The organism is Achromobacter sp. UBA5777, from assembly GCF_002418565.1.
In the GTDB taxonomy this organism is placed as follows: domain Bacteria; phylum Pseudomonadota; class Gammaproteobacteria; order Burkholderiales; family Burkholderiaceae_B; genus Achromobacter; species Achromobacter animicus.
Window position 1 is genome coordinate 19761 of the sequence record NZ_DIEJ01000291.1, and the last position, 26446, is coordinate 46206.

The window sequence follows — 26446 nt, forward strand, 5'->3', positions numbered from 1 at the left end:
GACATCCATGACGACACCCTGGCAACAGGCGGCTGCGGACGACGCGGCCCTGATGAGCGATTTCCAGACCATTTGCGGCTTCGGCGGACGCCTGTCCGGCACCGGGCAGGACGAGGCGGCCATGGACTGGGCACTCGGCCGTCTTCGCGAGATCGGATCCGACGTGCGGCGCGTACCGGTGCCCTACGACGGGTGGCGCTGCCTGTCCAGCAGTCTGACGCTGCTGAGCGACACGCCCATCGACCTGGAATGCGTACCCCTGCTGCGCTCGGCCTCCACGAACGGACAGGGGCTGGAAGGCGTGATCCTGGATCTGGGCGCGGGCCGTCCGGAGGACTTTGAACGCGCCGGCGAATCCGTGCGCGGCAAGATCGTGCTGGTGCGCCATGAGTTTCCGTTCTCGCAAACGCACGTTCACCGTCGCCGCAAATACGACATGGCGGTGGCGCAAGGGGCCGCTGCCTTCCTCATCGCCAACCCGCTGCCGGGCGCCGGCCCCTTGTCCGGTTCCTCTGGCCGTCCTCGTGACGGGGCGGGCATCCCCGCAGCCTACATCGGCCACGAGGCGGCTTCGGCATTGACGGCGGATGCCGGTGCACGTGTCCGGCTGCATATCCGGGGCGAAGAGCTACGCGATTCGATGGCGTGCGCCGGCGTCCTGGACCTGCCTGGCGGCCGCGAAAGCCGTATCGTCATCAGCGCCCACATGGACGGTCACGACCTGGGCCAAAGCGCGCTGGACAATGCCACGGGCGTCGCCGTCGCGCTGGCTTCGGCACGGCTGCTCGCCAGGCAATTGGGTCCGGACACGCCCGGGCTGCGCATCTGCTTCTTCACCGCCGAGGAATGGGCGCTGGCCGGTTCGGCGCGCTACCTGGCCGACATGCCCGTTGCAAAGCGTGACCGCCTGAAGCTCGACATCAATCTGGACACCGTGGCGGGCGACGACACCCTCTGCGCGCTGATCAGCGACTATCCGGCGCTGGCGGGCGTGGTCAATGACACCGCGGCGCGCGCTGGTGTGCCGGTCTCGCACTGGCTGCCGTTCATGCCGAATTCCGACCACGCCAATTTCGCCAAGCACGGCATCCCCGCCTTGCGGCTGGTGGCAGGCTTCGAGAAGCCCGAATCGCGCGTGCGCCATATCCTGTCGCGCGGTGACTTGCCGGACATCATTCGGGAAGACGAAATGCGCAACGCCTTGGCGGTCACCTGCGCGATGGCGTCGCTGGCGCTGGAGATGACCGACGAGAAACTTGATGCGCTGAAAGCCGGCTCCACGTGTCCGCGCGTCTGACGTGTCTAACGCGAAAGGACGATCACAAAGGCGATCCGCCAAATGATCGCGCTGGCCCTTGCTGACGCAGGCACGCCACTTGCTGAGTCTCCAATTCCCAGGCGGCCTGCGCCGCCTGTTCCTTCCAAACCAAGGAGACCAACATGGCTGAACATGTAATCAAGGTGCTGAACAATCTGATCGAAACGTCGAAGAACGGCGAAAAGGGCTTTGCCGCGGCGGCTGAAGACGCAAAGGCGCCCGAGATGCAGGAGCTGTTCCGCAACCGTTCGCGCGACTGCGCGGCCGGCGCCACGGAGTTGCAAACCCTGGTGACCCAACTGGGCGGCGAGCCCGAGGACAGCGGCACGGTGGCCGGCGCCATGCATCGTGGCTGGACGAACATCAAGGCGGCGGTATCCAGCCGCACCGACCTGACGCTGCTCGAGGAATGCGAGAAGGGCGAGGACGTGGCCAAGGCGGACTACGAAAAGGCGCTCAAGGAAACGCTGCCCGACAACGTGCGCGCTGTTGTCGAACGCCAATATCAGGGCGTGCTGCGCAACCACGACCAGATCCGCGATCTGCGTAATCGCTTCCGCGCTGCGACGTAAGCACTTCAAGCTGCAATACGCGTTGTATTGAAACCGCCCGCCCGCCGCTCCATGCGCCGGGCGGGCGTTGTATTGCATGGCTTCGGCTACGTAAGCTTGCCGGATCATAAATGCGCCGGCGCATGACGTGCAGTTTCTTCAATGCGTCCGCAAACCCTAGTCACGCTGGCCACACGCGATCTGACGATTCCGGATGTGCCGACTGACGCCGAACAAGGCTGTCCCAAGCGCCGACGCGGACCTGCGCCTTCACCGCATCAGCTCGGCGTAAACCTGCTTGAACAACGCAAACCGATCTTTCAGACCCACCAGCCCGCCATTGATCCGCCGTGTGATCCTGGCGAAATCCTCCAGGTCATCGTCATGCGTGCGGTCGTCCGCCAGCTCATTCAACCCGCGCGACTGCCAATACCACCCGGCGCTCAGCGCAGCCCATTTCGGATCGGACAGTAATTCGGGCGTCTCAAGCAAATTGACGCCCATGGCGTCGCCGGCCGAGTCGTAATTGCTGCGCCCCGTCAGCTGGATGATGCCCCTGCCCCGATACCGGAAGCCGTCGTTGCTTTGCGCATCGCCATTGCCCATCCGGTTCGCATACACCAGATTCGCCAGTCCTTGCGGATTGTTCACATACGGCATGGCCGACGCCTCATCGGGAAATCGCTTTGGCCACACCTTGGTCAACCGCGCGGCGGTTGAGTAATTGAGGTTTTCCTCGATACGGTTGTACTGGCCCGACTCATACCCCGTTTGCGCCAGAAAGCTGGCGATGCGATCCGGCGTTTCGATTTCGTATTTCTGAAATGCGGGAGCCAATGCGTCGGCCCACGCACCGGGGGTTTTGCAGTTGGGAAAGATGCGTTGGAGTTGTTCTGCACTCAGCATGGCGGTCACCTGCTTGCATAGGAAGTCATCACGCCCCGCCGATACCGTCGCGTGTGCATTCATCACGGCGATCAAACGCGGGTCAATGATTTTGAGCCAGGCGTGACAGCCGCCAATACCTCAAATTGAGTATGTGGATCGATCCGGCACGAATTGGCCGCTTGACACCTGCCCGGTTCCGCCGGGAACATACGCCATCCACCCGGGGAGCTTCGCCAAGAAGCTGAGAATCCGTTGGTCTGCCGTCCTATGGCAGGCAATGCACGGCGACCCGTCGAACCTGATCCAGATAACGCTGGCGTAGGGATGGTGCGTGTGCCGCCGCATGCGCGTCCCACGCCCCAGGACCGCCCGGCATGACGCATCCCGACCTGCATTCCCTCTCCCATCAATCCCAGGACCTGCTCGCCGCCGTCCGCCGCGACGCGCCGCTGGTGCAGTGCCTGACCAATTTCGTCTCCATGAACTACGCGGCCAATGCGGTCCTCGCCATCGGCGCGTCGCCCGCCATGGTGCACGCCGAAGAAGAGGCGCCCGAGTTCGCGCGCTTTGCCGGCGCGGTGGTCATCAATATCGGCACGCTGTCTTCGCCCTGGCTACGGAGCATGCTGCTGACGGCGCAAGCCGCGGTGGACGCCGGCACCCCCTGGGTCCTGGATCCCGTGGCGCACCACGCCACCGCCTTTCGCCGCGATGCCATCCAACAACTGCTGGACCTTGAACCCGCCATCATCCGGGGCAACGCATCCGAGATCATCGCCTTGGCCGGCGGCCACAGCGCCGGCAAGGGCGTGGACGCCCGCGACGCCGTGGCGCAGGCCGAGCAGTCGGCCCACGACATCGCCGCGCGCCGCAAAACCGTGGTGGCGGTCACCGGCGAAGTCGATTACGTCACGGACGGCACGCGCGCGGTACGCATTGCGGGCGGTTCGCCGCTGATGCCCCGCGTGACGGCCACCGGCTGCGCGCTCAGCGCCGTGGTCGGCGCCTTTGCCGCCGTATCGAAAGACGATCCCTATGTGGCGGCAGTGGCCGCGCTGTCGTGTTTCGGCATCGCGGGCGAGCGCGCCGCGGTACACGCCGACGGGCCGGGTTCTTTCGCCTGGCGGTTCCTGGATGCGCTGGCGGCGCTGGACGCGGATTGCCTGACCCGCGAATCCCCGCTGCGTTGATTTGACACCGTGCATGTCACGGGTAGGTCACACACCGTCCCCAAAATTCCTCCCTTCAACACGGAGGAAAGACGGTGAAGCCAAACCTACGCACGATCTTTGCAGTGACCGCCAGCTTTGCGCTGGTGGCCGGCCTGTCCGCCTGCGGCGGCGATGACGATGACGACGACACCACCGCGCCCGAGACTCCGCCGCAGGCCAGCGTGCCGCAAGGCACGACGCTGGACCTCGCGATTCTGGGCACGACCGACCTGCACGCCAATGTGCTGGGTTACGACTACTACAAGCTGGCCGAAGACAAGAGCTACGGCATGGACCGCACGGCCACGCTGATCGCCAATGCGCGCAAGCAGTATCCGAACACGCTGCTGCTGGACAACGGCGACACGGTGCAGGGCACGGCGCTGTCGGATTACCAGGCACTGGTGTCGCCGGTGCAGTGTTCCGACATGATCGCGATCTACAAGCAGATGAAGCTGCTGTCGTACGACGCGGCCACGATGGGCAATCACGAGTTCAACTACGGCCTGCCCTATCTGTCGCAGATCACCAATGTGGACTTCGGGCTGGCCGGCATCACCAAGGGCACGGCGCAGACCAACCCGGCAGGCGCCAAGGATTGCGCGGCCCCGGCGTTCCCGTTCGTGTCGGCCAACGTCGTGTCGGCGGCCTCCAAACAGCCGATCTTCAAGCCTTATGTGCTGCTTGAAAAGACCTTCACCGGCACCGACAGCGCGGGCAAGTCCATCGACGTGCCGCTCAAGGTGGGCGTGATCGGCTTTGCGCCGCCGCCCATCATGCAGTGGGACAAGGCGAATCTTGAAGGCCACGTGGAAGTCACGGGCTGGAAGGAGACCGCGGCACGCTACGTGCCGGAAATGAAGGCCGCGGGCGCGGACCTGGTGGTGGCGCTGGCGCACGGCGGCATCGACCTGGCCACGCCCTACAGCCCGGACATGGAAAACGGCGCGGGCTATCTCAGCCAGGTGCCCGGCATCGACGCCCTCATCACGGGCCACCAGCATCTGCTGTTCCCCGACACGAACGAGAAATCGCAGTTTGCGGGGCAACCCGGCGTCGAGCTGGCAAAGGGCCTGATCAATGGCGTGCCGACCGTGCAGGCCGGCCAGTGGGGCAACAACCTCGGCCAGATCACGCTGAAGCTGGCGTATGACCAGGGTTGGAAGGTGCAGAAGGATGCAACGCAGGTGCAGCGCATCTCGACGCGCCTGACCGCGCAAAGCGGGTCCACGCCGGCGACCTACGTGGCGCCCGATGCGGCCGCGCAGCAATTGGTTCAAGTCGAGCACGCCGCGACGATCGACTACGTGAAGACGCCGATCGGCCAGAGCCAGTTCGACATGGCCACGTACTACGCGCTGGCCGGCGACGTGTCCGCGCTGCAGATCGTGAACATGGCGCAGATCGATTACCTGACGGACTACATCGCGAAAAACAGCCCGTCGTACGCCGGTCTGCCGATCCTGTCGGCCGCCGCGCCGTTCAAGGGCGGTCGCAACGGTCCCGGCGACTTCACGTATGTAAAGCAAGGCAACGTCGCCATCAACAACGCGGCCGACCTGTACCTGTACCCCAACACGCTGCAAGTCGTGCGGGTCAGCGGCGACATCGTGCGCCAATGGCTGGAAAAGACGGCCGAGCAATTCAAGCAGATCGACCCAGCACAGGTCGCGCCGCAGGATCTGATCGACACCGGCTTTCCGACGTTCAACTTCGACGTGCTGTATGCGGCCGGCAATGCGCTGCAGTATGAAATCGACGTGACCAAGCCCAAGGGCTCGCGGATCACGACGTTGACGTACAACGGCACGGCGTTGGATCTGAACGCGCAATTCCTGGTGGTGACCAACAACTACCGCGCCAGCGGTGGCGGCGACTTCCCCGGTCTGGCCGGCGGCAAGGGCGACATCGTGCTGCAGGCGCCGGACGCCAGCCGCGACGTGTTGATCAGCTACATCAAGAAGAACCCCACGCTCGATCTGGCCACCTACGGCCTGGACCGCAGCTGGCGTTTCGCGCAGGTCAGTTCGCTGGCCGGACCGGTGGTGTTTTCGTCGGTGCCGGGCACGCTGGCGATGGCCACGGCGCATGACGTGACCAACGTGTCGGTGTTTGACGCCACGCCCGATCCGGTGACGCAGCTGTCGCGCTACGCGATCGATCTGACGCAGTAAGCAGTTGGATCAGGCGGGCGCCCTGCAATGGGGCGCCCCGCCTCAGCGGTAGTACACGCAGATGCGCTTGCCGCCGATCTCGTGCACGTCGATCGGCAGTTCGTACAGATCGCTCAGCACGTCGGGCCGGATCAATTCCGCCGGCGTGCCGTGCCGGGCGATCCGCCCCTGCCGCATTGCCACGATGCGGTCCGCATAGCTGGACGCAAAGTTGATGTCGTGCAGCACCAGCACCACCGTCTTGCCCAGCTCGTCCGCCGCGCGCCGCAACGTGCCCATCATGGCGACGGCATGCTTCATGTCCAGGCTGTTCAAGGGCTCGTCCAGCAACACGTAGCGCGTGTCCTGGCACAGCACCATCGCCACGAACGCGCGCTGGCGCTGTCCGCCGGACATCTCGTCCAGATAGCGGTCCGCCAGCGGCTCCAGGTTCAGATACGCAATGGCCTGGTCGATGTGAACCTTGTCCTCCATCGTCAGCCGCCCGCCCGTGTGCGGGTAGCGGCCGAACGCCACCAGGTCCTTCACCGTCAGCCGCAGCGGCAGGTGGTTGTCCTGGCGCAGGATGGCCAGGCGCCGCGCCAGTTCCCGGCTGTCGGCGCGCGTGACGTCCAACCCTTCCACCAGCACGCGGCCCGCGCTCATCGGCAGCAGCCGGCTCACCATGGACAGCAACGTCGACTTGCCCGCCCCGTTCGGCCCGATGATGGCGGTGACGCCGCTGGCCGGCAGGTCCAGGCTGACGTCGTCGATCACGACGGTGTCGCCGTATTGCTTGCTGACGTTCTGGATTTCTATCATCGGCGCCCCCTGCGCAAGATCAGGACGAGGAACATCACGCCGCCCACGAATTCAATCACCACGCTGACCGTGGTGTTCAGCCCCAGCACACGTTCCAGTAACGTCTGGCCGCCCACCAGAAAAATGACACTGAGCAGCGTCGCGGCCGGCACCGTGTAGCGGTGCCTGTCCGAGCCCATGGCTTGATACGCCAGGTTGCTGACCAGCAGACCAAAGAACGTCACGGGACCAACTAGCGCCGTCGAGACGGACACCAGCACCGCGATCGCCGCCAGGGTCACCATCAGCGTGCGGCGATAGTTCACGCCCAGGTTCAATGCCATATCCCGCCCCAATGCCAGCACGTCGTAGCGCCGGCGCATGCGCCAGACGAAAAACGACGCGGCGCACACGGCGCCGAAGGCGATCGGCAGCAACTCGACGCGCACCGAATTGAAACTGGCAAACATGCGGTCCTGCAGCACCAGGAATTCATTCGGATCGATCAGCCGCACCACGAAACTCGACAGGCTGCGAAACAGCAGTCCGAAGATGATGCCCACCAGCATCATCAAATGCAGGCTGCGCACAGCATCGGAGAACAGCCAGCGGAACAGCAGACACGCAAACGCCGTCATCGCGCACACTTCCAGCAGGAAGGCGGCGACCGGATGACTGGCGGTGGCTGCCGCCTGCCCGAAGCCGAACACCACGACGGCCTGGATCAGCAGATATAGGGCGTCGAAACCCATGATGGCGGGTGTAAGGATCCGGTTGTGCGTGATGGTCTGGAACAGCACGGACGACACCGCCACCGCATACGCCACCAGCAGCATGGCCAGCAGCTTGCCGCCGCGAAAGGGAATGACGAACGACCATTGGCCATTCGCGCCCAGCGTCATGAAAGCGACGATGCAGAGCAGCGCACCGGCGCCCAGCGCGGCAAGACGCCATGTCTGCGGCGGGCGTGCGGCCACGCGGGAAAGCGAAGAGACTTCAGCCAAGGCGGTTCCTCCGCGTGCGCAGCAGCCACAGGAACAGGATGCTGCCCAGCACGCCGACTACCGTTCCGATGGGAATCTCGTAGGGGTGGATGACCAGCCGGCCGATGATGTCGCAGGCCAGCACGAACACGCCGCCCAGCAATGCCACCCACGGAATGGCGCGTCGCATGTTGTCGCCCAGCACCAGGCTGACGGCATTGGGCACGATGAGGCCAAGGAACGGAATGCTGCCGGCCGTCACCACTACCACGGCCGAGATGGCGGAAACGATCAACAGGCCGACCAGCGTCAGCCGCGCATGGTTCAGTCCCAAGTTGGACGCGAACTCGCGGCCCATGCCCGCCACCGTATAGCGGTCGGCGGCGGCATAGGCCGCGCAGGCCAGCGCAAACCCGATCCACAGCAATTCATACCGGCCGCGCAGCACGCCGGAGAAGTCGCCGGTCGTCCACGCATGCAGGGACTGCAACAGGTCGAAGCGATACGCCATGAAGGTGGTGACCGCCTGAATCACGCCGCCCAGGATCAATCCGATCAGCGGCACGATGAATGGCGTGCGCAGCGGCACGCGGCGCAACAGCGCCAGAAACAGCAAGGTGCCCGCCAACGCAAAACCCGTGGCCGTCAGCATCTTGCCGATCACGGACGTATCGGGCGCCAGCAAGGTGACGACCAGGATGCCGAGGGTGGCGGATTCGACGGTGCCGGCCGTCGTGGGCTCAACAAAGCGGTTGCGCACCAGCATCTGCATGATGAGACCGGCAACCGCCAGCGCCGTGCCTGCCAGCAGCAGCGCAAGGGTGCGCGGGACGCGGCTGACCAGCAGCAACCGCCACGCGCGCTCGCCCTCTTCGCCGCCGTTCCATAGCGCGGCCCAATGCATCTGGCCCGCGCCCAGGCTGATGCTGGCCACGCACAACAGCAGCAACACCACCACCACGGCCGTCAGGCCACCCCACCCGCTGATTGCGCGCCGCCAGTTCACCGGCAGCCCTTCCCGTCTTGCATGCTGCTTACTTTCCTTGCGACAACGCCGCGGCAATCTGATCCACGTTCTGCTGCATGGCCGTCAGGCCCGCGCTGCCCAGCAGATACCAGTTGAAGCCGTTCAGGTAGACCACGCGCTGGTTCTTCCACGCCTTGGTCGGACGCACCAGTTCATTGTCCAGCATGCGCTGCGCCGACACGCCTTCGCGGCCGATGGCGGCGTCGCGGTCAATCACGAACAGCCAGTCGGGATCGGTCTGGGCAATGAATTCGAAGGAAATCGCCTGGCCGTGGTTGGACACGTTCAGGCCGGTCGCGGCCGGCTTGACGCCGAAGGCGTCGTGGATCACGCCAAAGCGCGAGCCCGGGCCGTAGGCGCTCATCTTGCCGCCGGTTGTCAGCACGATCAACGCGGTGCCGGCGTTGGCGGCCTTGCCCTTGAGCGACGCGATGGACGCGTCCAGCGCAGCCAGCTTTTCCTTGGCCTCGCCTTGCTTGCCGTACAGCGCGGCTAGCGTTTCGGTATTGCGCCGGACGCTGCCGACCAGGTCCTTGGCGTCGACCGTCAGGTCCACGGTGGGCGCAATCCTGGACAGCTCGTCATACTTGGGCGCCGAGCGGCCGGCCACGAAGATGACCTGCGGCGCAGCGGCGTGGATGACCTCGTAGTTGGGCTCGAACATCGTGCCCGCCTTCAGATACCGCTTGTCGGCGAACTGGCTGAGCTGCGGCGGCAGCTTGGCGGCGCTGGGCACGCCGATGGGGTCCACGCCGAGCGTGTGCAGGGTGTCCAGCACGGCCAGATCCAGCACGATCGTCCTGGACGGATTGGCCGGCACGGCGGTTTCGCCGCGCGCGTGCTTGACCGGCGTGGTGGACTGTGCGGCGCACACGGCAGCCGCGGCGCTCAGCGCCAGCGCCACGCCGGCCCGGCTTGCCCAGCGGCGGGCTGCGCCCGCCTGTTTTCCATTGTTCATGCAAACCTCTCTGTAATGGGACGCCATAGGCGCCCCGTCAAATTCAGAACTTCACGCCGACGCCCAGCCAGTAACGGCGGCCGTCTTCGACGTAGCCGAAGTCGTCGTAGGCGACCTGCTTGTCGAACAGGTTGTAGATGCCGGCATACACCGACACGGTCTTGTTGACGGCGTACGAACCGCCCAGGTCCACGAAGGTGTAGGACGGCGCGACCAGCGCGTCCGACGACGGGCCCGTGGTCGGCTGGCTTTCGCGGCCGCGGAAGTTCACGCGCGCCCACGCCTGCAGCGCGTCGGACGGCTGCCAATTGACCGTGGTCGTGAACAGATGCTTGGGCAACTGGTTCAGCGGCTCGCCCTTGTACTGGCCGGACTTCTGCTCGGACTTCGTAAACGTATAGCTGCTGGTCATCGACCAGTCGGCGGCCAGCGGCAGCTTCAGGCTGGCTTCCACGCCGCGCGACACCGCCTTGTCCACGTTCATGTACGTGGTGGGATCCGAACCGAACTGGTTGGGACCGTCCGTGCACTGCGACAAGGGGCAAGCCACGCGGGTGATCTTGTCCTTGAAGTCGTTGTTGAACAGCGTGACGCCGGCATTCATGCCTTCGCCGTCGTCATACAGCAGGCCGATTTCCTGGGTCACCGACTTTTCGGGCGTCAGGTCCGGGTTGCCGTACATGTTGCCGCCGCGGCTGGTCTGGCCCCAGCCGGCCACGGTCTGGCGCAGGTCGGGCGCACGAAAGCCGGTGGACACGCCGCCCTTCAGGGTCCAGCGTTCGGCCATGTGCCACACGCCGTAGAGGCGCGGGCTAAAGTGGCTGCCGAAGTTCTCGTCCTGATCCATGCGCAGGCCGGTCGTGACGGCAAAGCTCTCGGTCAGGCGCCACTCGTCTTCGGCGAACAGCGCCCACTGATAGCGCTCGACCTTGCTGGGGCCGCCGGCAAGCTGGTTACCGGTCTGGTCGTCCAGGCGCTGGTTGAGGTAGCTGCCGCCCAGCGTCAGCATGTGGGAACCCAGCGGCAACGACCAGCTGGTCTGCAGATCCAGGTTCTTGATCTTCATCTGGCGAGAGCGGTTGTCGAACTCTTCCTGCTGCACGTAGCTGTCGGACACGCCCCAGCCCCAGCGGCCGGTGTGCGACAACGCCCACTTGCTGCTGCGGTAATCGGTTTCCGACGACGCCGGGCAGCCCGTGCGCGGGCACGCCGTGCCGGGCGGCAGCGGCTCGACCGTCTTGCCCAGGGTGTCCTGGAACTTCTGGCGCATCGTGGTCGCTTCCAGCACGATGTCGTGATCGCGGTTGGGCGTAAGCGCCAGCTTGGCAGTCACGCTTTCGGCGTTGCGCTTGCGGTAGCCGTTGTAGATGTCGTCTTCGTCGCGCTGCGTCGCCTGGCCGTAGATCTGCAGGCCCAGCAGGTCGTTCTTGATCGGGCCGGCCAGGTAGAAGTTGCCCTGGTAGATGTCGCCCGATTTGCTGCTCTCCTGGATCGTCGTATCCATGCGGATCTCGCCGTGCCATTCGTCAGGCACCTTGCGCGTGATGATGTTGATCACCCCGCCCATGGCGTCAGACCCGTACAGCGACGACATCGGGCCGCGCACCACTTCAATGCGCTCGATGGCCGACAGCGGCGGCGTCCAGCCACCCTCCACGCCCGTCGAATCCGAGTTCGTGCGGGTTTCACGCGAGCTCTGGCGCTTGCCGTCGATCAGGATCAGCGTGTACTTCGGCCCCATGCCGCGCAGGCTGATGTCCTGGCGATCGCCACCGCCCGTGACGATGACGCCCGGCACTTCGACCAGCGCGTCGTTCAGGTCGCGGTAGAACTTCTTGTCCAGATCTTCACGCGTGATGACGCTGATCGAGGCCGGCGCATCCTGGATGCGTTGCTCGAAACCGCTGGCCGTGACCACGACCGTATCCATCGTCGTGGTGGCGTCTGCAGCCTGCGCCCAGACGGCGGACGGCCCCAGTCCGAAACCCGCGGCGCACAAGGCGGCGGCCAGTTGCGTGCGCGACGCGGCAATGCGCTGGCCAGCGGCCAGATCTTTCCTGCTCATGATTCCAACTTCTCCCGTCCCCGGTTCGCTCCGCGCCCCACGCGCCGCGCTGCCCGGCTCCCACTTATTAATGAAAACCATTCTCATATTAGAATTGGGGCTTGCAGCACGCCGCAACACGCTTTCCGCAACTTTTATCTTCTTTGCACTTCTTGACACTCCGGCGCGCAGCGTTCGGCCACACTGCCGGATGCTCGACGCCCAACACGCATGCCTTTCACTCATTCAGCGGTGGCGCGCCGCATCCTGCTTATCGACGACGACGTCGAGCTGGCGCAGATGCTGCGTGAATACCTGGAACCCCATCAATGCCGGCTGACGCTGGCGCATACCGGCTCGCAAGGCTTGTCCTTGCTGGCGCAGGACGATTTCGATCTGGTGCTGCTTGATCTGATGCTGCCCGACGGCAACGGGCTGGATCTGCTCAAGCACTATCGCCAGCGCTCGCGCCGCCCGGTCATCATGTTCACCGCACACGGCGGCGAGACCGACCGCGTGCTGGGTCTGGAGTTCGGCGCCGACGATTACCTGGCCAAGCCCTTCAGCCCGCGCGAACTCAAGGCGCGCGTCACGGCCGTGCTGCGCCGCTTTGAAGAAACGCCTGTGCCCGCCAGTCCGTCGCTCAGCCTGGGCGCGCTGTCGCTGGACCCGGCCACCGGCCGCGCACGCATGGGCGCCGACGAAGTCATGCTGACCGGCGCCGAACAGCGCATCCTGGAAATCCTGATGCGCACGCCCGGCCAGGTGATCGCGCGCGACCAGATCGGCCTGTACGCGCTGGGCCGAGCCCCCGACCGCTACGACCGCAGCATCGACACGCACATCAGCAGCCTGCGCAAGAAACTGCGCCTGGATCAACACGCCGACACGCTGTCCATCCGCAATCTGCGCGGCTTGGGCTACGTGCTGGCGGGCGCTGCGTGATGACGTTGCTGCCCGCCCGGTCACTCTTTTGGCGCGCGTTCCTGACGTTTTGGGGCGCGATGGCGGTCATCCTGGTCTGCGGCATGGTGCTGACGGCGTCGGTGGCCTGGTACCGCTTCAATTCGCTGGATGGCCTGAATCCCGGGAACCTCACGCGCGACGCCGCGCAGGTCGCGCGCACGCAGGGCTCAGAAGGCCTGGAACGTTGGGTCCGCGCCATGGACGACAACTACTCGGCGCTGAAGATCTACGTCATGGACGCGCAGGACCAGGACATCCTGCGCCGGCGCCTGCCCACGCGACTTTATGACTGGCTGGTGGCTTACCGCGCGGCACCTGACCGGCCGCCGCAGTCCGACTATGCGCCGGCGGATCCGGCGGGTGAACGCGTGTCGTGGTGGGAGCCGCAGATCCTGATCCTGCCGGATGGTTCAGAACTGCTGATGCTGTTTCTGCCGTTCGACTCGTCGCGCTGGGAGGTGCTGGCGCTGTCGCCCGTCGCGCTGGCGCTGCTGCTGTTCGCGCTGGCGGTGACCGCTCCCTTCTGCTGGGCATTGACGCGCCACATCACCGCGCCGCTGGCGCAATTGCGCCAGACCACCTACGCCTTGGCGGCTGGGCAACTGGATACACACACACCGCCAAAACTCGCCACGCGCCAGGACGAACTTGGCCTGCTGGCGCGCGACTTCGACGCGATGGCCGTGCGCCTGAAAGCACTGGTCGATACGCGCGAGCAATTGCTGCACAACGTGGCGCATGAACTCCGGTCGCCGCTTGCGCGCCTGCGCCTGGCTTCCGAACTGGCGCGGCGCAACGACGAACGCCGGGACCTGCAGCTAGACCGCATCGAACGCGAATGCGAGCGGCTGGACGCCTTGGTGGGCAACACGCTGCGCCTTGCCCGCGTGGGCGCGTTGCCCGTGCCGACCGATCCGCTGGACCTGTCGGATGTGGTGGCCGGCGTCGTGGACGATGCCCGCTATGAGGCCGAGGGGCGGCACCTGCAGATCGATTGGGACACGCCCGCGCCGATCTTCATCGCAGGCGACCGCGCCAGCCTGGCCAGCGCCATCGAAAACGTGCTGCGCAACGCCCTGCGTTTTGCGCCCCCGCACAGCGTCATCCGCGTGCGCCTTCTGACCAGCGCCAGCGAGGCCAGTTTGGAGATCGAAGACCGCGGTCCGGGGGTCGCCACGCAGGAGCTGGCCTCGCTATTCGAACCGTTCTATCGCGCGGGGTCTGCCGGCGCCGCCAGCACGCCGGGCGGCGGCGCGGGACTGGGCCTTTCCATCGCCCAGGCCGCGATCGCCGCCCACAAGGGGGCGATATCGGCCCGCAATGTCGCCCCGCACGGCTTGAGCGTGCGCATGGATCTGCCGTTGCTGTCGGCCACCGTGGCGCGCGCCGCTGCGGGGTGACGCTGCGGGGTAACGCTGCGAACGACAGTTCAGTCCGCGTCAGCCAGTATCGCTGCCGGCAACCTTGGCAGCACGCGCATCGCGTTCGCGGTCGTGGCGTGCGCCACCTGCGCCGGCGTGATGCCGCGCAGCTCCGCCAGCACTTGCGCAATGCGCGCCAATTCGCCGGGACGATTGCGCCGATCGGGTTCGTGCAACCAGGCGGGCGGAATGTCCGGCGCATCGGTCTCCAGCACCAGATGCTCCAGCCCCACATCCACCGCATGGCGGCGAATCTGCAGCGCGCGCTCGAACGTCATCGCGCCGCCCATCCCCAGCGCAAAGCCATGGTCGATGAAGGCCTGCGCCTGCTGGGCGCTGCCGTTGAAGGCGTGCGCGATGCCGCCGATGCGCGGATGGCGGCGCAGGTACTTCAGCAGAATGTCCTGGGATTTGCGCACATGCAGCAGCACGGGCAGGCCGAACTCCACGGCCATGTCCAGTTGCGCGGCATAGAACCGTTCCTGGCGTTCGCGCGGCGGGCCGGACGCGATCTCCGGCACGAAGAAGTCCAGCCCGATTTCCCCGATGGCGACAAAGCGGGGATCGCCCAGGGATTCCTTGATGGTCTGTCGCAGCACGTCCAGATCGCCGTCGTCGGCACGCGCGACATACAACGGATGGATGCCCAGCGCATACGCGCCGCCAACAATACTGGCGGCCAAGTCACGCACGACCGCGAAGTTGGCCCGCTCGATGGCCGGGATCACGATCGCCTGGACGTCCGCATGAGCGGCGTGATCCGCCACCTCGGTCCGATCAGCATCGAACTCCGGGGCGTCCAGGTGGCAATGGGTGTCGATGAGCATGGGCGTGTCCTCCTTGTGCGGATTATCCGCCCGTGGCCGCCACGCGCACTAGCGCGGGCGGCTTTGAATGCGGACCGGGCTAGCCTGACACCAGGCGGCCGTTTTCCATCAGCAGCTGACGGTCGGCGCGGGCGGCAAGCTCGGGATCATGGGTGACGATCGCAAATGCCGTGCCCGACTCCTGGTTCACCCGCGTCAGCAGTTCGAACATGTTGTGGGCGGTATGCCGGTCGAGGTTGCCCGTGGGCTCGTCGGCCAGCACGCACACCGGCCGCGTCACCAACGCGCGCGCCAGCGCCACGCGTTGCCGTTCGCCGCCGGACAACTGCCCCGGGAAGTGCCCTTCCCGCGCGGAAAGTCCGACCAATCCGAGCACTTCTCGTGCCGCCTCGCGGGCCTTGTCGCGGTTCTCGCGGCGCACGATCAGCGGCATCGCCACGTTGTCCAGCGCCGAAAACTCGGCCAGCAGGTGGTGGAACTGGTAGACGAAGCCCAGGCTGCGGTTGCGCACCGCGCTTTTCTTGGATTCGGACAGCCCGATACCCACCTGGCCGTCAACCGAAACCGAACCGCTGGTCGGCACGTCGAGCAGTCCCAGAATGTGCAGCAAGGTGCTCTTGCCGGACCCCGACGCGCCCACAATGGCGACCATCTCGCCGCGCGCGACGGACAGGCTGACATTGCTGAGCACTTCGATCCGGGCGGGGCCTTCGTCGTAGACCTTGACGATGTTTTCGGCCTGCAGCGCCGGCGTCGTGCCGGCCTGCGGCTTCTGCGTCGGGGTATCAATCATGGCGCAGCACCTGTGCGGGTTGCAGGCGCGAGGCGCGCCAGCTCGGATACAAGGTCGCCAGCAGCGACAGCACCAGCGAGGTCACGCCGATGGTGACGATGTCGCCCACCTGAGGATCGGACGGCAGCGCACTGATGAAGTAGATTTCGCGCGGCAGGAAATGCACCCCCAGCATGCGTTCGATGAACGGCACGATCACGTCCACGTTATAGGCAATGGCAATGCCGCCGGCCACACCCAGCAAGGTGCCGATCACGCCGATCAGCGCGCCTTGCACCAGGAAGATGCGGGCCACTTCGCCGGGACCCGCGCCCAACGTGCGCAGGATGGCGATGTCGGATTGCTTGTCCTTGACGGCCATGACCAGCGAGGACAGCAGGTTGAACGCCGCCACGGCCACGATCAGCGCCAGGATCAGGAACATCATGCGCTTTTCGGTCTGCACCGCGGCGAACCACGTGCGGTTGTTGCGCGACCAGTCGCTGGCCATGACGTACGGCGGCAGGACGTTGCGCAGTTCGGCCGCCACTTCGGGGGCCTTTTGCATGTCGGCAATGCGCAGGCGCACGCCGGCGGTGCCGCTTTCGCGGAAGACGCGTGCCGCATCTTCGTTGTCCACGAACGCCAGCGAAGAATCGTATTCGTAGTGGCCCGACGAGAACACGCCTACCACGGTGAACTGGCGCATGCGCGGGGCAAATCCGGCCGGGCTGATCGAGCCCTGCGGCGCCATCATCAGCAGCGTGTCGCCGACCTTGACGCCCATGCCGTCGGCCAGCTCGTTGCCCAGCACGACGCCGAAGCCGCCGGGTTTCAGGTCGGTCAGCTTGCCCGACACCATCTGCCGCGGCAGGTCCGACACGTTGCCCTCGGTGGCGGGGTCGATGCCCCGCACCTGCACACCGCGCAACGCCTGCCCCCGGACCAGCATGCCCTGCGCCGCCACGAAGGGCGCGCCGGCCTTGACCTCGGGGTTGCGCTCGGCGGCGGTGGCGAACTGCTGCCACTGCTCAAGCACCCGCTCGGGCGATGCGCCTGGAAGATAGAGTTCGATGTGCGGCAGCACCGACAACATGCGGTCGCGCACTTCTTTCTGGAACCCGTTCATCACGGACAGCACCACGATCAGGGCGGCGACGCCCAGCGCGATGCCCGCCATGGAACTGGCGGCAATGAAGGAGATGAAGCGATCGCGGCGCCCGCGTCGCTGGCGGATCCGGGCAAGCCCCGCATAGCGGGCGCCGATCCATAGTTCGTAGGGTATTTTCAGCACGTGCGCATTATTGCATTAACCGCCCGTAAATCGCCCCGCGGATGTGCGGATCCTAGACCAGGCGTGACAACGTATGGCAGTTGGCCGCGGCGCTAAGTTCCCCATCCCGGCGCGGACTACAATCGCCGCCATGCTGATCGTCATTCCGGGCGCCCTGCCCGCCCTTCCCGTCGCCGCCGAACTGGCCAAGCTCCTGCCCGAGCGCGCGCCCACCCTGCACGGCTGGCTACAGGCCGCAACCGCCAGTCCAACCGCCTACGACCTGCGCGCGCACGGTTGCACCGCCTTTGAATCGTGGCAGCTGGAGCGCGCCGGGTATGCGCCCGAACCTGGCCTGCTGCAAAGCGCCGGGCTCGGCCCGCTGCTGGCCGGGCAACAATCCCACACACTGGCTGACGAACCCGTCTGGGTATGCGAACTGGTCCACCTTGCGCTGGGCGCGGATCAGGCGTCGCTGCTGGATCCGGATTCGATGGATCTGACCGAGTCGGAAACGGCCGCCCTGCTCGACACCGCCCGCCCCCTCTTTGAAGGCACCGGTTTCTCGGTCGAGCCGCTGTCGCCGCAGCGCTGGCGCCTGCGCCTGCCGGCGGACCTGCGCCCCCAGACCGCCAGTCCGTTGGCCGTGGCCGGAAAGCGCCTGAACGACTGGTGGCGCCAGGATGCCGAAACGCGCCCGTGGCGGCGCCTGCTGAACGAAATCCAGATGGCGTGGCACGAACACCCGGTCAACGACGTCCGGGCCGCTCGCGGCCTGCCGCCCGTCAACGCGCTGTGGCTGTACGGCGGCGGTACGCCCTGGACGGCGGCGCCCACCGGCCCGGCGCAGGTGTTGACCCAACTGGACGCGCCGCAACGCGCCGGCGACTGGGCGGCGTGGCTCGACGCACTGACCGAACTTGATACGCAGCATCTGCGCCCGCTGGCCGCCAACAAAGGCCTGCCCGCGACGCCCGTGCAATTGCTGCTGCTGGGCGATGACCGCAAGGCCGCCCTTGACCTGAAACCGCGCGGGGGCCTGCTTGGCTTGCTGCCCGCGCCCAAGAAGAACTGGAGCGCCTGGTGGTCTCACCCCGCTTAACCATCCGTCCGGCCGATCTGGCCGCCTGCCACGTCCTCGAGTCCTCCGGCATCCACCCCCTTTTGGCCCGCCTGTGGGCCGCGCGGGGCGTGACGCATCCGGATCAAACCCGCCTCGCCTGGCCTTCCTTGTTGCCGCCGGCTGGATTGACCCACTCGGCCCATGCGGCCGCCGTCCTGGCCGACGCCATCCAGGCCGGGAAAAAACTGCTGATCGTGGCCGACTACGACTGCGACGGCGCCACCGCCTGCGCCGTCGGCCTGCGCGCGCTGTCGGCAATGGGCGCCGATGTCGACTTCCTGGTGCCCAACCGATTCGAGACGGGCTATGGCCTGTCTCCCGCCGTTGTGGAGCTGGCCTGCCGCCACCGCGCGGGCAAGCCCGACATCATCATCACGGTCGATAACGGCATCGCCAGCGTCGACGGCGTGGCCGCGGCCAACGACGCCGGCATCGGCGTGGTCATCACCGACCACCACCTGCCGGGCGACACCCTGCCGAACGCCCTGGCCATCGTGAACCCCAACCAGCCCGGCTGCGGCTTTCCGTCCAAGAACCTGGCCGGCGTGGGCGTCATCTTCTACATGATGCTGGCCCTGCGCGCCGAACTGCGCCGCCGCGGCGTCTATGCGCCGGACGGCGGACCGCGCCTGGACGCGCTGTCTGACCTGGTTGCGCTGGGCACGGTGGCCGACGTCGTCAAACTGGACGCCAACAACCGCCTCTTGGTCACGCAGGGCCTGCAGCGCATGCGCAGCGGCCGTCTGCAACCCGGGCTGCGCGCGCTCTTCGCCGTCGCCGGCCGCGAACCGCGTAGCGCCAATGGCTTCGACCTGGGCTTTGCGCTCGGACCGCGCATCAACGCCGCGGGCCGTTTGGCGGACATGAGCCTGGGCATCGCCTGCCTGACCACGGACGACGAGGCACATGCACTGGAGATGGCGCGCGAGCTGGACAACATCAACCGCGAACGCCGCACGATCGAAGCCGAGATGCGCGAGCAGGCGCTGGCCGCAATGGAAGCGCCCGACGCCGCCTCCGGCGCCACCGTCTGCGTGTTCGACCCGGGCTGGCATCAGGGCGTGGTGGGACTGGTCGCCTCGCGCCTGAAGGAAAAATTCTGGCGCCCCACCCTGGCCTTCGCACCGGCCGGCGACGACGAAATCCGCGGCTCGGGCCGTTCAATTCCAGACGTGCACCTGCGCGATGCGCTGGACCTCGTATCCAAGCGCCATCCCAACCTGATCCGCAAATTCGGCGGCCACGCCATGGCGGCCGGCCTGACGCTGGGCAAGTCCGACTTCCCGGCCTTCGCCCCCGCTTTCGACGCCGCCGTGCGTGAGCTGACCGGACGCGATTCCTTCGAGCCCGTCATCGAAACCGACGGCTCGCTGGAAACCGGCTACGCCAACGCCGACGTGGCCGGCATGCTGCAGCAACAGGTCTGGGGCGCCGGCTTCGCCGCCCCCCTGTTCCTGGACGAATTCGTCGTGCGCAACCAGCGTCTGGTCGGCGAAAAGCACCTGAAGCTGTCCCTGGAACGCGGCCACCAACGCTTCGACGCCATCTGGTTCGGCCACGACCAGTCCCTGCCCGAGCACATCCAGGCGGCGTACCGCCTGGAACAGAACGTGTGGAATGGGATGGTGTCGGTGCAGCTGGTGATTGAACACGCCGGATAATGCGCGACGGTGTCTGACACCCATCAGACACCGTCCACCAGCAACGTTACTTATTCACCAGCTTCGCCGGCTGCGCCAGCGCCACCAGCGCGCCCACCACCAGGCAGCCAGCCAGCATGTACAGCCCGGTATTCGTGGTCCCGGTCAGGTCCTTCAGCCAGCCAACCAGATACGGGCTGACGAAGCCGGCCAGGTTCCCCACCGAATTGATCAGCGCAATCCCTGCGGCGGCGGCCGTGCCGCCCAGGAGCGCCGTCGGCAGGCTCCAGAACAGCGGCAGCACCGTGCAGATGCCGATGTTGGCCACCGTCAGCGCCAGAATCGCCAGCACGGTGTTGCCGCTCCACACCGCCGACAGGAACAGTCCCACCGCGCCGAACAGCGCCGGCAAGGCCACGTGCCAGCGGCGTTCGCGCTGCCGGTCGGAATTGCGCGAAATCAGGATCATGCCGATCACGGCGAACAGGTTGGGCACCGCCGTCAGCAGGCCAATCGCCAGCGGACTTTGCACGCCGGTGTTCTTGATGAGGCTCGGCATCCAGAACCCCACGCCGTACAGGCCCATGACGAACGAAAAATAGATCAGCGCCATCGCCCACACGCGTGGCTTGGTCAGCGCGGCGCGGATCGGCGGATCCTCCTTCTGCTGTTCCTCGGCTGCGATATTGCGGATCAGGACGGCCTTTTCATTGGCCGTCAGCCACTTCGCCTTGTTGATGCGATCGTCCAGATAGATCAGCACCAGCACGCCGATCACCACCGACGGAATCCCTTCCAGCAGGAACAGCCATTGCCAGCCCGACAGCCCATGGTCGCCGTGGAAGGTCGCCATGATCCACCCCGAGATCGGACCGCCGATCAGGCCAGACATGGGCACGGCGGTCATGAAGAACGTCGTGATGCGTCCGCGCCGGGCGGCCGGATACCAGTAAGTCAGGTACAGGATGATGCCGGGAAAGAACCCCGCCTCCGCCGCGCCCAGCAAAAAGCGCAACAGATAGAACATATGCACGCTGGTCACGAACATCATGCAGGCCGAGATGATGCCCCACGTGATCATGATCCGGGCGATCCAGACCCGCGCCCCCACCTTGTGCAGGATGATGTTGCTGGGAATCTCGAAGATGAAATAGCCGATGAAGAAGATCCCGGCGCCCAGCCCGTACACGGTCTCGCTGAACTGCAATTCCTGCAGCATCTGCAGCTTGGCGAACCCCACGTTGACGCGGTCCAGGTACGCCACCACATAGCAGACCACCAGCAGCGGCACCAGCCGCCAGCCCACCTTGCGGTAGATCCGGTCCTCTTCACTGGCGTCCAGCGCCGGCGAGACCCCGGGGGTCATCGTGTTTTCCATCTTTGTCTCCATTCCTCTGGCGGGATAGGCCGGCACGGGACCGGCGTTTTCGGGGTCGGCGGTCCCAAACGGGGACATCGCAGCCACCCGCCAAGGCTAGAGCCGTCGGGATGACAAAAAACTGAACAACGTGGACCCCGCGCCGCCGGGCGGCCGAAATCGGGCCCGTCCCCCGTCTGCCGCCGTGCGCCCGCGCACTCGGTCCATCCACGGTAAAATGCCAGGTTTCGCACAAAAGTCATCAGACAGGATCAATCATGGAAGCCGAACGTCAGAACCAGCTCGCAGCCCGCCTCGCCGACTACGCGGAGCGCGAACAGGCTCTACGGAGGTATCTTTGACTACGATGCCAAAGCTGAACGCCTCCACGTTGTAAACGCCGAGCTCGAAGACCCGGCCGTCTGGAACGACCCCAAGCACGCCCAGGACCTGGGCCGTGAAAAGAAATCGCTCGAGGACGTGGTGGAAACGCTCACGAGCCTGGGCGCCGGCGTGGCCGATTCCCAGGAACTCTTCGAAATGGCCGCCGCCGACGATGACGGCGACACCCTCGAAGCGATCGAACTGGACGCCAACGCCTTCCAGGAAAAGCTCGAAGCCCTGGAATTCCGCCGCATGTTCTCCAATCCGGCCGATCCCCTGAACTGCTTCCTGGACATCCAGGCGGGTGCGGGCGGCACGGAAGCGCAGGACTGGGCGTCGATGCTGCTGCGCCAGTACCTCAAGTACGCCGAACGCAAGGGCTTCAAGGCCGAGATCCTTGAAGAATCCGACGGTGAAGTCGCGGGCATCAAGTCGGCCACGATCAAGATCGAAGGCGACTACGCCTTCGGCTACCTGCGCACCGAAACCGGCGTGCACCGCCTGGTCCGCAAGAGCCCCTTCGACTCGTCGGGCGGCCGCCATACGTCGTTCGCCAGCGTCTTCGTGTATCCGGAAGTCGACGATTCCTTCGAGGTCGAAGTGAACCCCGCCGACCTGCGCGTCGATACCTACCGCGCTTCTGGCGCGGGCGGCCAGCACATCAACAAGACCGACTCGGCCGTGCGTCTGACGCACATCCCGACCGGCATCGTCGTGCAGTGCCAGAACGACCGTTCGCAGCACCGCAACCGCGCCGAAGCCATGCAGATGCTGAAGTCCAAGCTCTACGAACTCGAAATGCGCAACCGCATGGCCGAGCAGCAGAAGCTGGAAGACTCCAAGACCGACGTGGGCTGGGGCCACCAGATCCGTTCGTACGTGCTGGACCAGAGCCGCATCAAGGACCTTCGCACGAACGTCGAAATCTCCAACACGCAGAAGGTGCTGGACGGCGACCTGGATCCCTTCATCCAGGCCAGCCTGAAGCAAAACGTCTAAGTTCCGCGATTCTTCCCGCTTTCACGCACCCAGAGGTCCACGAATGTCCGACACCATTGCAATTCTCACCGGCGCCTCGCGCGGCATCGGCGCCGCCATGGCGCGCGGCCTGGTCAAACCCGGCACCCGCCTCATCACGCTGGCGCGCCGCGAAGACCCCGAGCTCGCCGCCCACGCGCGCTCGCAGGATGTGCAGCTGGAACAACTGTCCGTGGACCTCTCGGACCTGAAAGCGGCCGAATCCGCGGCTGAACGCATCTGCGCCGCGCTCCCGCGCGACGCCAAGCGCTATCTGCTGATCAACAATGCGGGCACGGTGCATCCCGTGGCGCGCACCGACGAACTCACCGACGGCGCGGCCATCACCGCCGCCTTCAACCTGAACGTCACCGCCGTCATGCTGCTCACGGCGCGCTTCCTCGCCGCCGTCGCTGAAATCAAGGCCGACCGCCGCGTGCTGAACATTTCCTCCGGCGCGGGGCGCAACCCGAACGCCGGCTGGGGCGTGTACTGCGCCACCAAGGCCGCGCTCGACATGCACGCTCGCGTCGTCAAGCAGGAACAAGGCGCCGACGGCGCCCGCATCGTCGCGCTGGCCCCCGGCATTGTCGACACCGACATGCAGGCCGCCATCCGCGCCAGTTCCGCCGAGAGCTTCCCCGCGCTGGCCAAGTTCCAGGACTTCCATGCCACCGGCAAGCTGTCCTCGCCCGCCAACGTAGCCTCCCGCATCCTCGCCTACCTGGATCGCGAAGATTTCGGCACGACCGAAATCGACGACATCCGCAATTACGACTGATCCCCCGACCATGACCGACCACTCGACCACTCCGGCCCCCGCCCAGGATGAAAACCGCTTGATCGCCGAACGGCGCGCCAAGCTGGCCAAACTGCGCGAAACCGGGGTCGCGTACCCCAACGATTTCGTCCCGGACGCCCGCGCCGCGGCCCTGCATGACAAGTACGACGGCGAGGAGCAGGAAGCCCTGGCCGCCGCCGCCGTCACCGTCAAGGTCGCCGGCCGCATGATGCTCAAGCGCGTCATGGGCAAGGCCAGTTTCGCCACGTTGCAGGACAGCACCGGCCGCATCCAGATCTACCTGGACCGCGGCACGCTCGGCGAAGACGTCTACGCCGCATTCAAGCAATGGGACATTGGCGACATCATCGCGATCGAAGGGTCGGTCTTCAAGACCAACAAGGGCGAACTCTCGGTGCACGCCGCCTCGGCGCGCCTCCTGTCCAAGTCGCTGCGCCCGCTGCCCGACAAGTTCCACGGCGTTGCCGACCAGGAACTGCGCTACCGCCAGCGCTATGTCGACCTCATCATGACCGACGCCACGCGCCGCACGTTTGAAGCGCGCAGCAAGGCCGTGGGCAGCATCCGCCAGTTCATGCTGAACGCGGGCTTCCTTGAAGTCGAAACGCCCATGCTGCACCCGATCCCGGGCGGCGCGGCGGCCAAGCCCTTCGTCACGCACCACAACGCGCTGGACATGGAAATGTTCCTGCGCATCGCGCCCGAGCTCTACCTCAAGCGCCTGATCGTGGGCGGCTTTGAACGCGTGTTCGAAGTCAACCGCAACTTCCGCAACGAAGGCGTCAGCCCGCGTCACAACCCCGAATTCACGATGATGGAGTTCTACGCAGCCTTCGCGGACTACCGCTGGCTCATGGACTTCACCGAAGAACTGATCCGCCAGGCCGCCATCTCGGCCAGCGGCAGCGCCGTCCTGACCTACCAGGAACGCGAGCTGGACCTGTCCAAGCCCTTCGACCGCCTGACCATCTGCGAAGCCATCCTCAAGTACGCCGACGGCTACACGCAGGCCCAGCTGGATGACCCGGCCTTCGTACGCGCCGAACTGAAGAAGCTGGGCGCGGACGCCGACGGCCCCGTGCTGTCGCGCGCCGGCCTGGGCGCGCTGCAACTGGCGCTCTTCGAAGAGACCGCCGAAGCCAAGCTCTGGAACCCCACCTACATCATCGACTACCCGGTCGAAGTCTCGCCGCTGGCGCGCGCCTCCGATACCCGCGAAGGCATCACCGAGCGCTTCGAGCTCTTCATGACCGGCCGCGAAATCGCCAACGGCTTCTCGGAGTTGAACGACCCCGAAGACCAGGCCGAGCGCTTCCGCTCGCAGGTCGAAGCCAAGGACGCCGGCGACGAAGAAGCCATGTTCTACGACGCGGACTACATCCGCGCCCTGGAATACGGCATGCCCCCGACGGGCGGCTGCGGCATCGGCATCGACCGCCTGGTCATGCTGCTGACCGACAGCCCCAGCATCCGCGACGTCATCCTCTTCCCGCACCTGCGCCGTGAAGACTGATCGTCGGCGCGCGTCATGATCTTCAAGATCCTGATGCTGCTGCTGGTCGTGGCGGGGCTGGTCTATTGGATCAAGCAACCTCGCCGCATCCAGCCGGGCGCTCCCTACCGCACCGTCCCCGCGCGGCGGCCGGTATTCATCGTGCTGTGCGTCGCCACGGCCATCTCGCTCATCGCCGCCATCCTGACCGCACTGCTCTGGACGGGTGGCGTGGCCAGCGGCGTTACCGGCGGCGGCTATCACGGCGAAGCCGATTTCCTGCTGCCCGTGGCGGCCTCGCTGCTGGCCTTGTCGGTGGCCTGCGCCGTCGGCGCATTCCTCAGGCGGCGGGGTTAGGGTCCACGGGCCACCTGCCCGCACCCGCCGGCAGCGCCGGCAATGACGCCTGCAGCATGGCGTCGATGAACGCGGCGGGCGCCAGCCGCCCGCCCGGCTTGTACCACTGCACCGTCAGGTTCATAGCGCCCAGCACACAGCGCTTGATGACTCGCGCATCGCCTTGCAGCAGCCCCGCCTGCACAGCCCCCGCCACCACCGACTGCCACATCGCCTCGTAACGATCGCTCAACCCCTTCACCGCCGCCTGGCTGGGCGCGGACAGGCTGCGCCATTCGTACACCAGCGCGTTCATCGCGTCCCCGCCCGCGCCGTGAAGCATGCTCCACATGTGCACACGGAACAGCGCCGCCAGGCGGTCCTCCGGCTCGACATAACTGGCCAGCGCCTTGCCGCCCAGGTCGATCACTTCCTGAATGCCGTTGTTCATGACGGCGACCAGGATTTCTTCCTTGCTGCGGAAATGATGGAACAGGCTGCCCGATTGCAGCCCCACGGCCTTGGCCAGTTCGCGCACCGTCGTGCGCTCGTAGCCGCGTTTGCTGAACAGCCTGCCGGCGGCCAGGACCAGTTCCCGCCGCCGCTCGGTCTCCGCGCCATCGTCGCGCGGCGCGGCGGTCCCCGTCTTGTCCATGGCGCGTCAAACCCTCTGGATGATGGTCGCGGTCGCCATGCCGTGGCCGATGCACATAAGCTGCATGCCCAGTTCGCCTTCGGTCGCCTCCAGCCCCGCCAGCATCTTGGCCATCAGGCCCGCGCCCGTCGCGCCCAACGGATGGCCATGCGCGATCGCGCCGCCCCACGGATTCACCCGCGCCAGGTCGGCGCCCGTTTCGCGCTGCCAGGCCAGCACCACGCTCGCAAAGGCCTCGTTGATCTCGATCCAGTCGATGTCCTCAAGCGCCAGGCCCGCACGCGACAGCGCCTGCCGCGCCGCCGGGATCACGCCCGTCAGCTGCATCACGGGATCCGACCCCACCACCACGCGCGCCAGGAATCGCGCCCGCGGCCGCAATCCGTCGGCCAGGGCCGTATCCTTGTCGGCCAGCAGCGCCGCCGACGCGCCGTCGGCGAGCAGGCT

The 26446-nt window shown here is 66.1% G+C and carries 23 protein-coding genes, 1 pseudogene and 1 riboswitch; of the genes and pseudogenes, 12 read left to right on the forward strand and 12 right to left on the reverse strand.

The annotated features are described in order from the left end of the window. The first annotated feature begins 7 nt into the window (after window positions 1–7). Complete coding sequence (locus tag B3446_RS25475; RefSeq protein ID WP_291386657.1) at window positions 8–1297, forward strand: M28 family peptidase; 1290 nt, start codon at window positions 8–10, stop codon at window positions 1295–1297. Window positions 1298–1440: 143 nt separating this feature from the next. After that, the gene (locus B3446_RS25480) at window positions 1441–1890 is read left to right on the forward strand and encodes a PA2169 family four-helix-bundle protein (RefSeq protein WP_175138322.1); all 450 of its coding nucleotides are present in this window, start codon (window positions 1441–1443) and stop codon (window positions 1888–1890) included. Between the two features lie 249 nt (window positions 1891–2139). Here the strand turns inward: B3446_RS25480 and B3446_RS25485 are convergent, their stop codons facing one another. Continuing rightward, a complete protein-coding gene (locus B3446_RS25485; RefSeq protein ID WP_291386694.1) occupies window positions 2140–2841 on the reverse strand; it encodes a glycoside hydrolase family 19 protein in 702 nt (233 codons plus the stop codon). A gap of 127 nt (window positions 2842–2968) precedes the next feature. Beyond that, window positions 2969–3100: riboswitch (TPP riboswitch) on the forward strand. Window positions 3101–3131: 31 nt separating this feature from the next. Between B3446_RS25485 and thiM the strand changes: the two genes are divergently transcribed. Beyond that, the gene (thiM, locus tag B3446_RS25490) at window positions 3132–3947 is read left to right on the forward strand and encodes a hydroxyethylthiazole kinase (protein ID WP_291386659.1); all 816 of its coding nucleotides are present in this window, start codon (window positions 3132–3134) and stop codon (window positions 3945–3947) included. 74 nt (window positions 3948–4021) lie between these two features. Next, entirely contained in the window at window positions 4022–6142 is a 2121-nt protein-coding gene (locus B3446_RS25495; RefSeq protein ID WP_291386661.1) for a 5'-nucleotidase C-terminal domain-containing protein, read from the forward strand. Between the two features lie 42 nt (window positions 6143–6184). Here the strand turns inward: B3446_RS25495 and B3446_RS25500 are convergent, their stop codons facing one another. The 5 genes from B3446_RS25500 to B3446_RS25520 form a co-directional block, all read right to left on the reverse strand. After that, entirely contained in the window at window positions 6185–6943 is a 759-nt protein-coding gene (locus B3446_RS25500; protein ID WP_291386663.1) for an ABC transporter ATP-binding protein, read from the reverse strand. Continuing rightward, entirely contained in the window at window positions 6940–7824 is an 885-nt protein-coding gene (locus B3446_RS25505) for an iron chelate uptake ABC transporter family permease subunit (RefSeq protein WP_409558256.1), read from the reverse strand. Before B3446_RS25505 ends, B3446_RS25500 begins: the two co-directional genes overlap by 4 nt. Window positions 7825–7918: 94 nt before the next feature. Next, window positions 7919–8911 carry an ABC transporter permease gene (locus tag B3446_RS25510; protein WP_291386666.1) on the reverse strand — a complete coding sequence of 331 codons (993 nt, stop codon included), beginning with the start codon at window positions 8909–8911 and terminating at the stop codon, window positions 7919–7921. Between the two features lie 28 nt (window positions 8912–8939). Continuing rightward, window positions 8940–9890, reverse strand: coding sequence for a siderophore ABC transporter substrate-binding protein (locus B3446_RS25515; RefSeq protein WP_291386668.1), 951 nt, complete (start codon window positions 9888–9890; stop codon window positions 8940–8942). A gap of 43 nt (window positions 9891–9933) precedes the next feature. Continuing rightward, window positions 9934–11955: a ligand-gated channel protein gene (locus B3446_RS25520; RefSeq protein WP_291386670.1), complete on the reverse strand. Its 2022-nt coding sequence runs from the start codon at window positions 11953–11955 to the stop codon at window positions 9934–9936. Between the two features lie 210 nt (window positions 11956–12165). Between B3446_RS25520 and B3446_RS25525 the strand changes: the two genes are divergently transcribed. Then, window positions 12166–12879 (forward strand): response regulator transcription factor, encoded by a 714-nt coding sequence (locus B3446_RS25525; protein ID WP_291386672.1) that lies wholly within the window; start codon window positions 12166–12168, stop codon window positions 12877–12879. Further along, the gene (locus tag B3446_RS25530) at window positions 12879–14300 is read left to right on the forward strand and encodes a HAMP domain-containing sensor histidine kinase (RefSeq protein ID WP_291386674.1); all 1422 of its coding nucleotides are present in this window, start codon (window positions 12879–12881) and stop codon (window positions 14298–14300) included. Before B3446_RS25525 ends, B3446_RS25530 begins: the two co-directional genes overlap by 1 nt. A 29-nt stretch (window positions 14301–14329) precedes the next feature. On the opposite strand, the gene B3446_RS25535 is transcribed toward B3446_RS25530, so the two are convergent. The 3 genes from B3446_RS25535 to B3446_RS25545 form a co-directional block, all read right to left on the reverse strand. After that, a complete protein-coding gene (locus tag B3446_RS25535) occupies window positions 14330–15148 on the reverse strand; it encodes a TatD family hydrolase (protein WP_291386676.1) in 819 nt (272 codons plus the stop codon). Window positions 15149–15227: 79 nt separating this feature from the next. Next, window positions 15228–15941 (reverse strand): ABC transporter ATP-binding protein, encoded by a 714-nt coding sequence (locus B3446_RS25540; protein WP_056562341.1) that lies wholly within the window; start codon window positions 15939–15941, stop codon window positions 15228–15230. After that, on the reverse strand, window positions 15934–17214 hold the full coding sequence (locus tag B3446_RS25545) for a lipoprotein-releasing ABC transporter permease subunit (RefSeq protein WP_056318935.1): 1281 nt from the start codon (window positions 17212–17214) through the stop codon (window positions 15934–15936). Before B3446_RS25545 ends, B3446_RS25540 begins: the two co-directional genes overlap by 8 nt. A gap of 130 nt (window positions 17215–17344) precedes the next feature. On the opposite strand from B3446_RS25545, the gene B3446_RS25550 reads away from it, so the two are divergent. Both B3446_RS25550 and recJ read left to right on the forward strand, forming a co-directional pair. Next, on the forward strand, window positions 17345–18295 hold the full coding sequence (locus tag B3446_RS25550) for a hypothetical protein (RefSeq protein ID WP_291386681.1): 951 nt from the start codon (window positions 17345–17347) through the stop codon (window positions 18293–18295). Further along, window positions 18277–19977 carry a single-stranded-DNA-specific exonuclease RecJ gene (gene recJ / locus B3446_RS25555; protein ID WP_291386683.1) on the forward strand — a complete coding sequence of 567 codons (1701 nt, stop codon included), beginning with the start codon at window positions 18277–18279 and terminating at the stop codon, window positions 19975–19977. Before B3446_RS25550 ends, recJ begins: the two co-directional genes overlap by 19 nt. Window positions 19978–20023: 46 nt before the next feature. On the opposite strand, the gene B3446_RS25560 is transcribed toward recJ, so the two are convergent. After that, complete coding sequence (locus B3446_RS25560) at window positions 20024–21334, reverse strand: MFS transporter (RefSeq protein WP_291386685.1); 1311 nt, start codon at window positions 21332–21334, stop codon at window positions 20024–20026. A gap of 257 nt (window positions 21335–21591) precedes the next feature. Between B3446_RS25560 and prfB the strand changes: the two genes are divergently transcribed. The 4 genes from prfB (at window position 21592) to B3446_RS25580 (ending at window position 25365) form a co-directional block, all read left to right on the forward strand. Continuing rightward, a protein-coding gene (gene prfB, locus B3446_RS25565) for a peptide chain release factor 2 (RefSeq protein ID WP_175123383.1) occupies window positions 21592–22696 on the forward strand; the annotation gives its coding sequence in 2 pieces (ribosomal slippage) (window positions 21592–21672 and window positions 21674–22696; 1104 coding nt in all). A 43-nt stretch (window positions 22697–22739) separates the two neighbouring features. Further along, complete coding sequence (locus tag B3446_RS25570) at window positions 22740–23495, forward strand: SDR family oxidoreductase (protein ID WP_291386688.1); 756 nt, start codon at window positions 22740–22742, stop codon at window positions 23493–23495. Window positions 23496–23505: 10 nt separating this feature from the next. Next, window positions 23506–25029 carry a lysine--tRNA ligase gene (gene lysS, locus B3446_RS25575; protein WP_175123385.1) on the forward strand — a complete coding sequence of 508 codons (1524 nt, stop codon included), beginning with the start codon at window positions 23506–23508 and terminating at the stop codon, window positions 25027–25029. A gap of 15 nt (window positions 25030–25044) precedes the next feature. Beyond that, the gene (locus tag B3446_RS25580; RefSeq protein WP_291386690.1) at window positions 25045–25365 is read left to right on the forward strand and encodes a preprotein translocase subunit TatB; all 321 of its coding nucleotides are present in this window, start codon (window positions 25045–25047) and stop codon (window positions 25363–25365) included. Here B3446_RS25580 and B3446_RS25585 read toward each other — a convergent pair. Both B3446_RS25585 and B3446_RS25590 read right to left on the reverse strand, forming a co-directional pair. After that, window positions 25349–25999: a TetR/AcrR family transcriptional regulator gene (locus tag B3446_RS25585; protein WP_291386692.1), complete on the reverse strand. Its 651-nt coding sequence runs from the start codon at window positions 25997–25999 to the stop codon at window positions 25349–25351. The genes B3446_RS25580 and B3446_RS25585 overlap by 17 nt on opposite strands. Window positions 26000–26005: 6 nt before the next feature. Further along, window positions 26006–26446 (reverse strand): annotated as a pseudogene (locus B3446_RS25590) (steroid 3-ketoacyl-CoA thiolase); the annotation flags it as partial.

Coding starts and splice junctions, on each gene's coding strand:
- B3446_RS25475 (WP_291386657.1), top strand. CDS start 8: ATGACGACACCCTGGCAACAGGCGGCTGCGGACGACGCGGCCCTGATG.
- B3446_RS25480 (WP_175138322.1), top strand. CDS start 1,441: ATGGCTGAACATGTAATCAAGGTGCTGAACAATCTGATCGAAACGTCG.
- thiM (WP_291386659.1), top strand. CDS start 3,132: ATGACGCATCCCGACCTGCATTCCCTCTCCCATCAATCCCAGGACCTG.
- B3446_RS25500 (WP_291386663.1), bottom strand. CDS start 6,943: ATGATAGAAATCCAGAACGTCAGCAAGCAATACGGCGACACCGTCGTG.
- B3446_RS25505 (WP_409558256.1), bottom strand. CDS start 7,824: ATGACGCTGGGCGCGAATGGCCAATGGTCGTTCGTCATTCCCTTTCGC.
- B3446_RS25515 (WP_291386668.1), bottom strand. CDS start 9,890: ATGAACAATGGAAAACAGGCGGGCGCAGCCCGCCGCTGGGCAAGCCGG.
- B3446_RS25520 (WP_291386670.1), bottom strand. CDS start 11,955: ATGAGCAGGAAAGATCTGGCCGCTGGCCAGCGCATTGCCGCGTCGCGC.
- B3446_RS25525 (WP_291386672.1), top strand. CDS start 12,166: ATGCCTTTCACTCATTCAGCGGTGGCGCGCCGCATCCTGCTTATCGAC.
- B3446_RS25530 (WP_291386674.1), top strand. CDS start 12,879: ATGACGTTGCTGCCCGCCCGGTCACTCTTTTGGCGCGCGTTCCTGACG.
- B3446_RS25535 (WP_291386676.1), bottom strand. CDS start 15,148: ATGCTCATCGACACCCATTGCCACCTGGACGCCCCGGAGTTCGATGCT.
- B3446_RS25540 (WP_056562341.1), bottom strand. CDS start 15,941: ATGATTGATACCCCGACGCAGAAGCCGCAGGCCGGCACGACGCCGGCG.
- B3446_RS25550 (WP_291386681.1), top strand. CDS start 17,345: ATGCTGATCGTCATTCCGGGCGCCCTGCCCGCCCTTCCCGTCGCCGCC.
- B3446_RS25560 (WP_291386685.1), bottom strand. CDS start 21,334: ATGGAAAACACGATGACCCCCGGGGTCTCGCCGGCGCTGGACGCCAGT.
- B3446_RS25570 (WP_291386688.1), top strand. CDS start 22,740: ATGTCCGACACCATTGCAATTCTCACCGGCGCCTCGCGCGGCATCGGC.
- lysS (WP_175123385.1), top strand. CDS start 23,506: ATGACCGACCACTCGACCACTCCGGCCCCCGCCCAGGATGAAAACCGC.
- B3446_RS25580 (WP_291386690.1), top strand. CDS start 25,045: ATGATCTTCAAGATCCTGATGCTGCTGCTGGTCGTGGCGGGGCTGGTC.
- B3446_RS25585 (WP_291386692.1), bottom strand. CDS start 25,999: ATGGACAAGACGGGGACCGCCGCGCCGCGCGACGATGGCGCGGAGACC.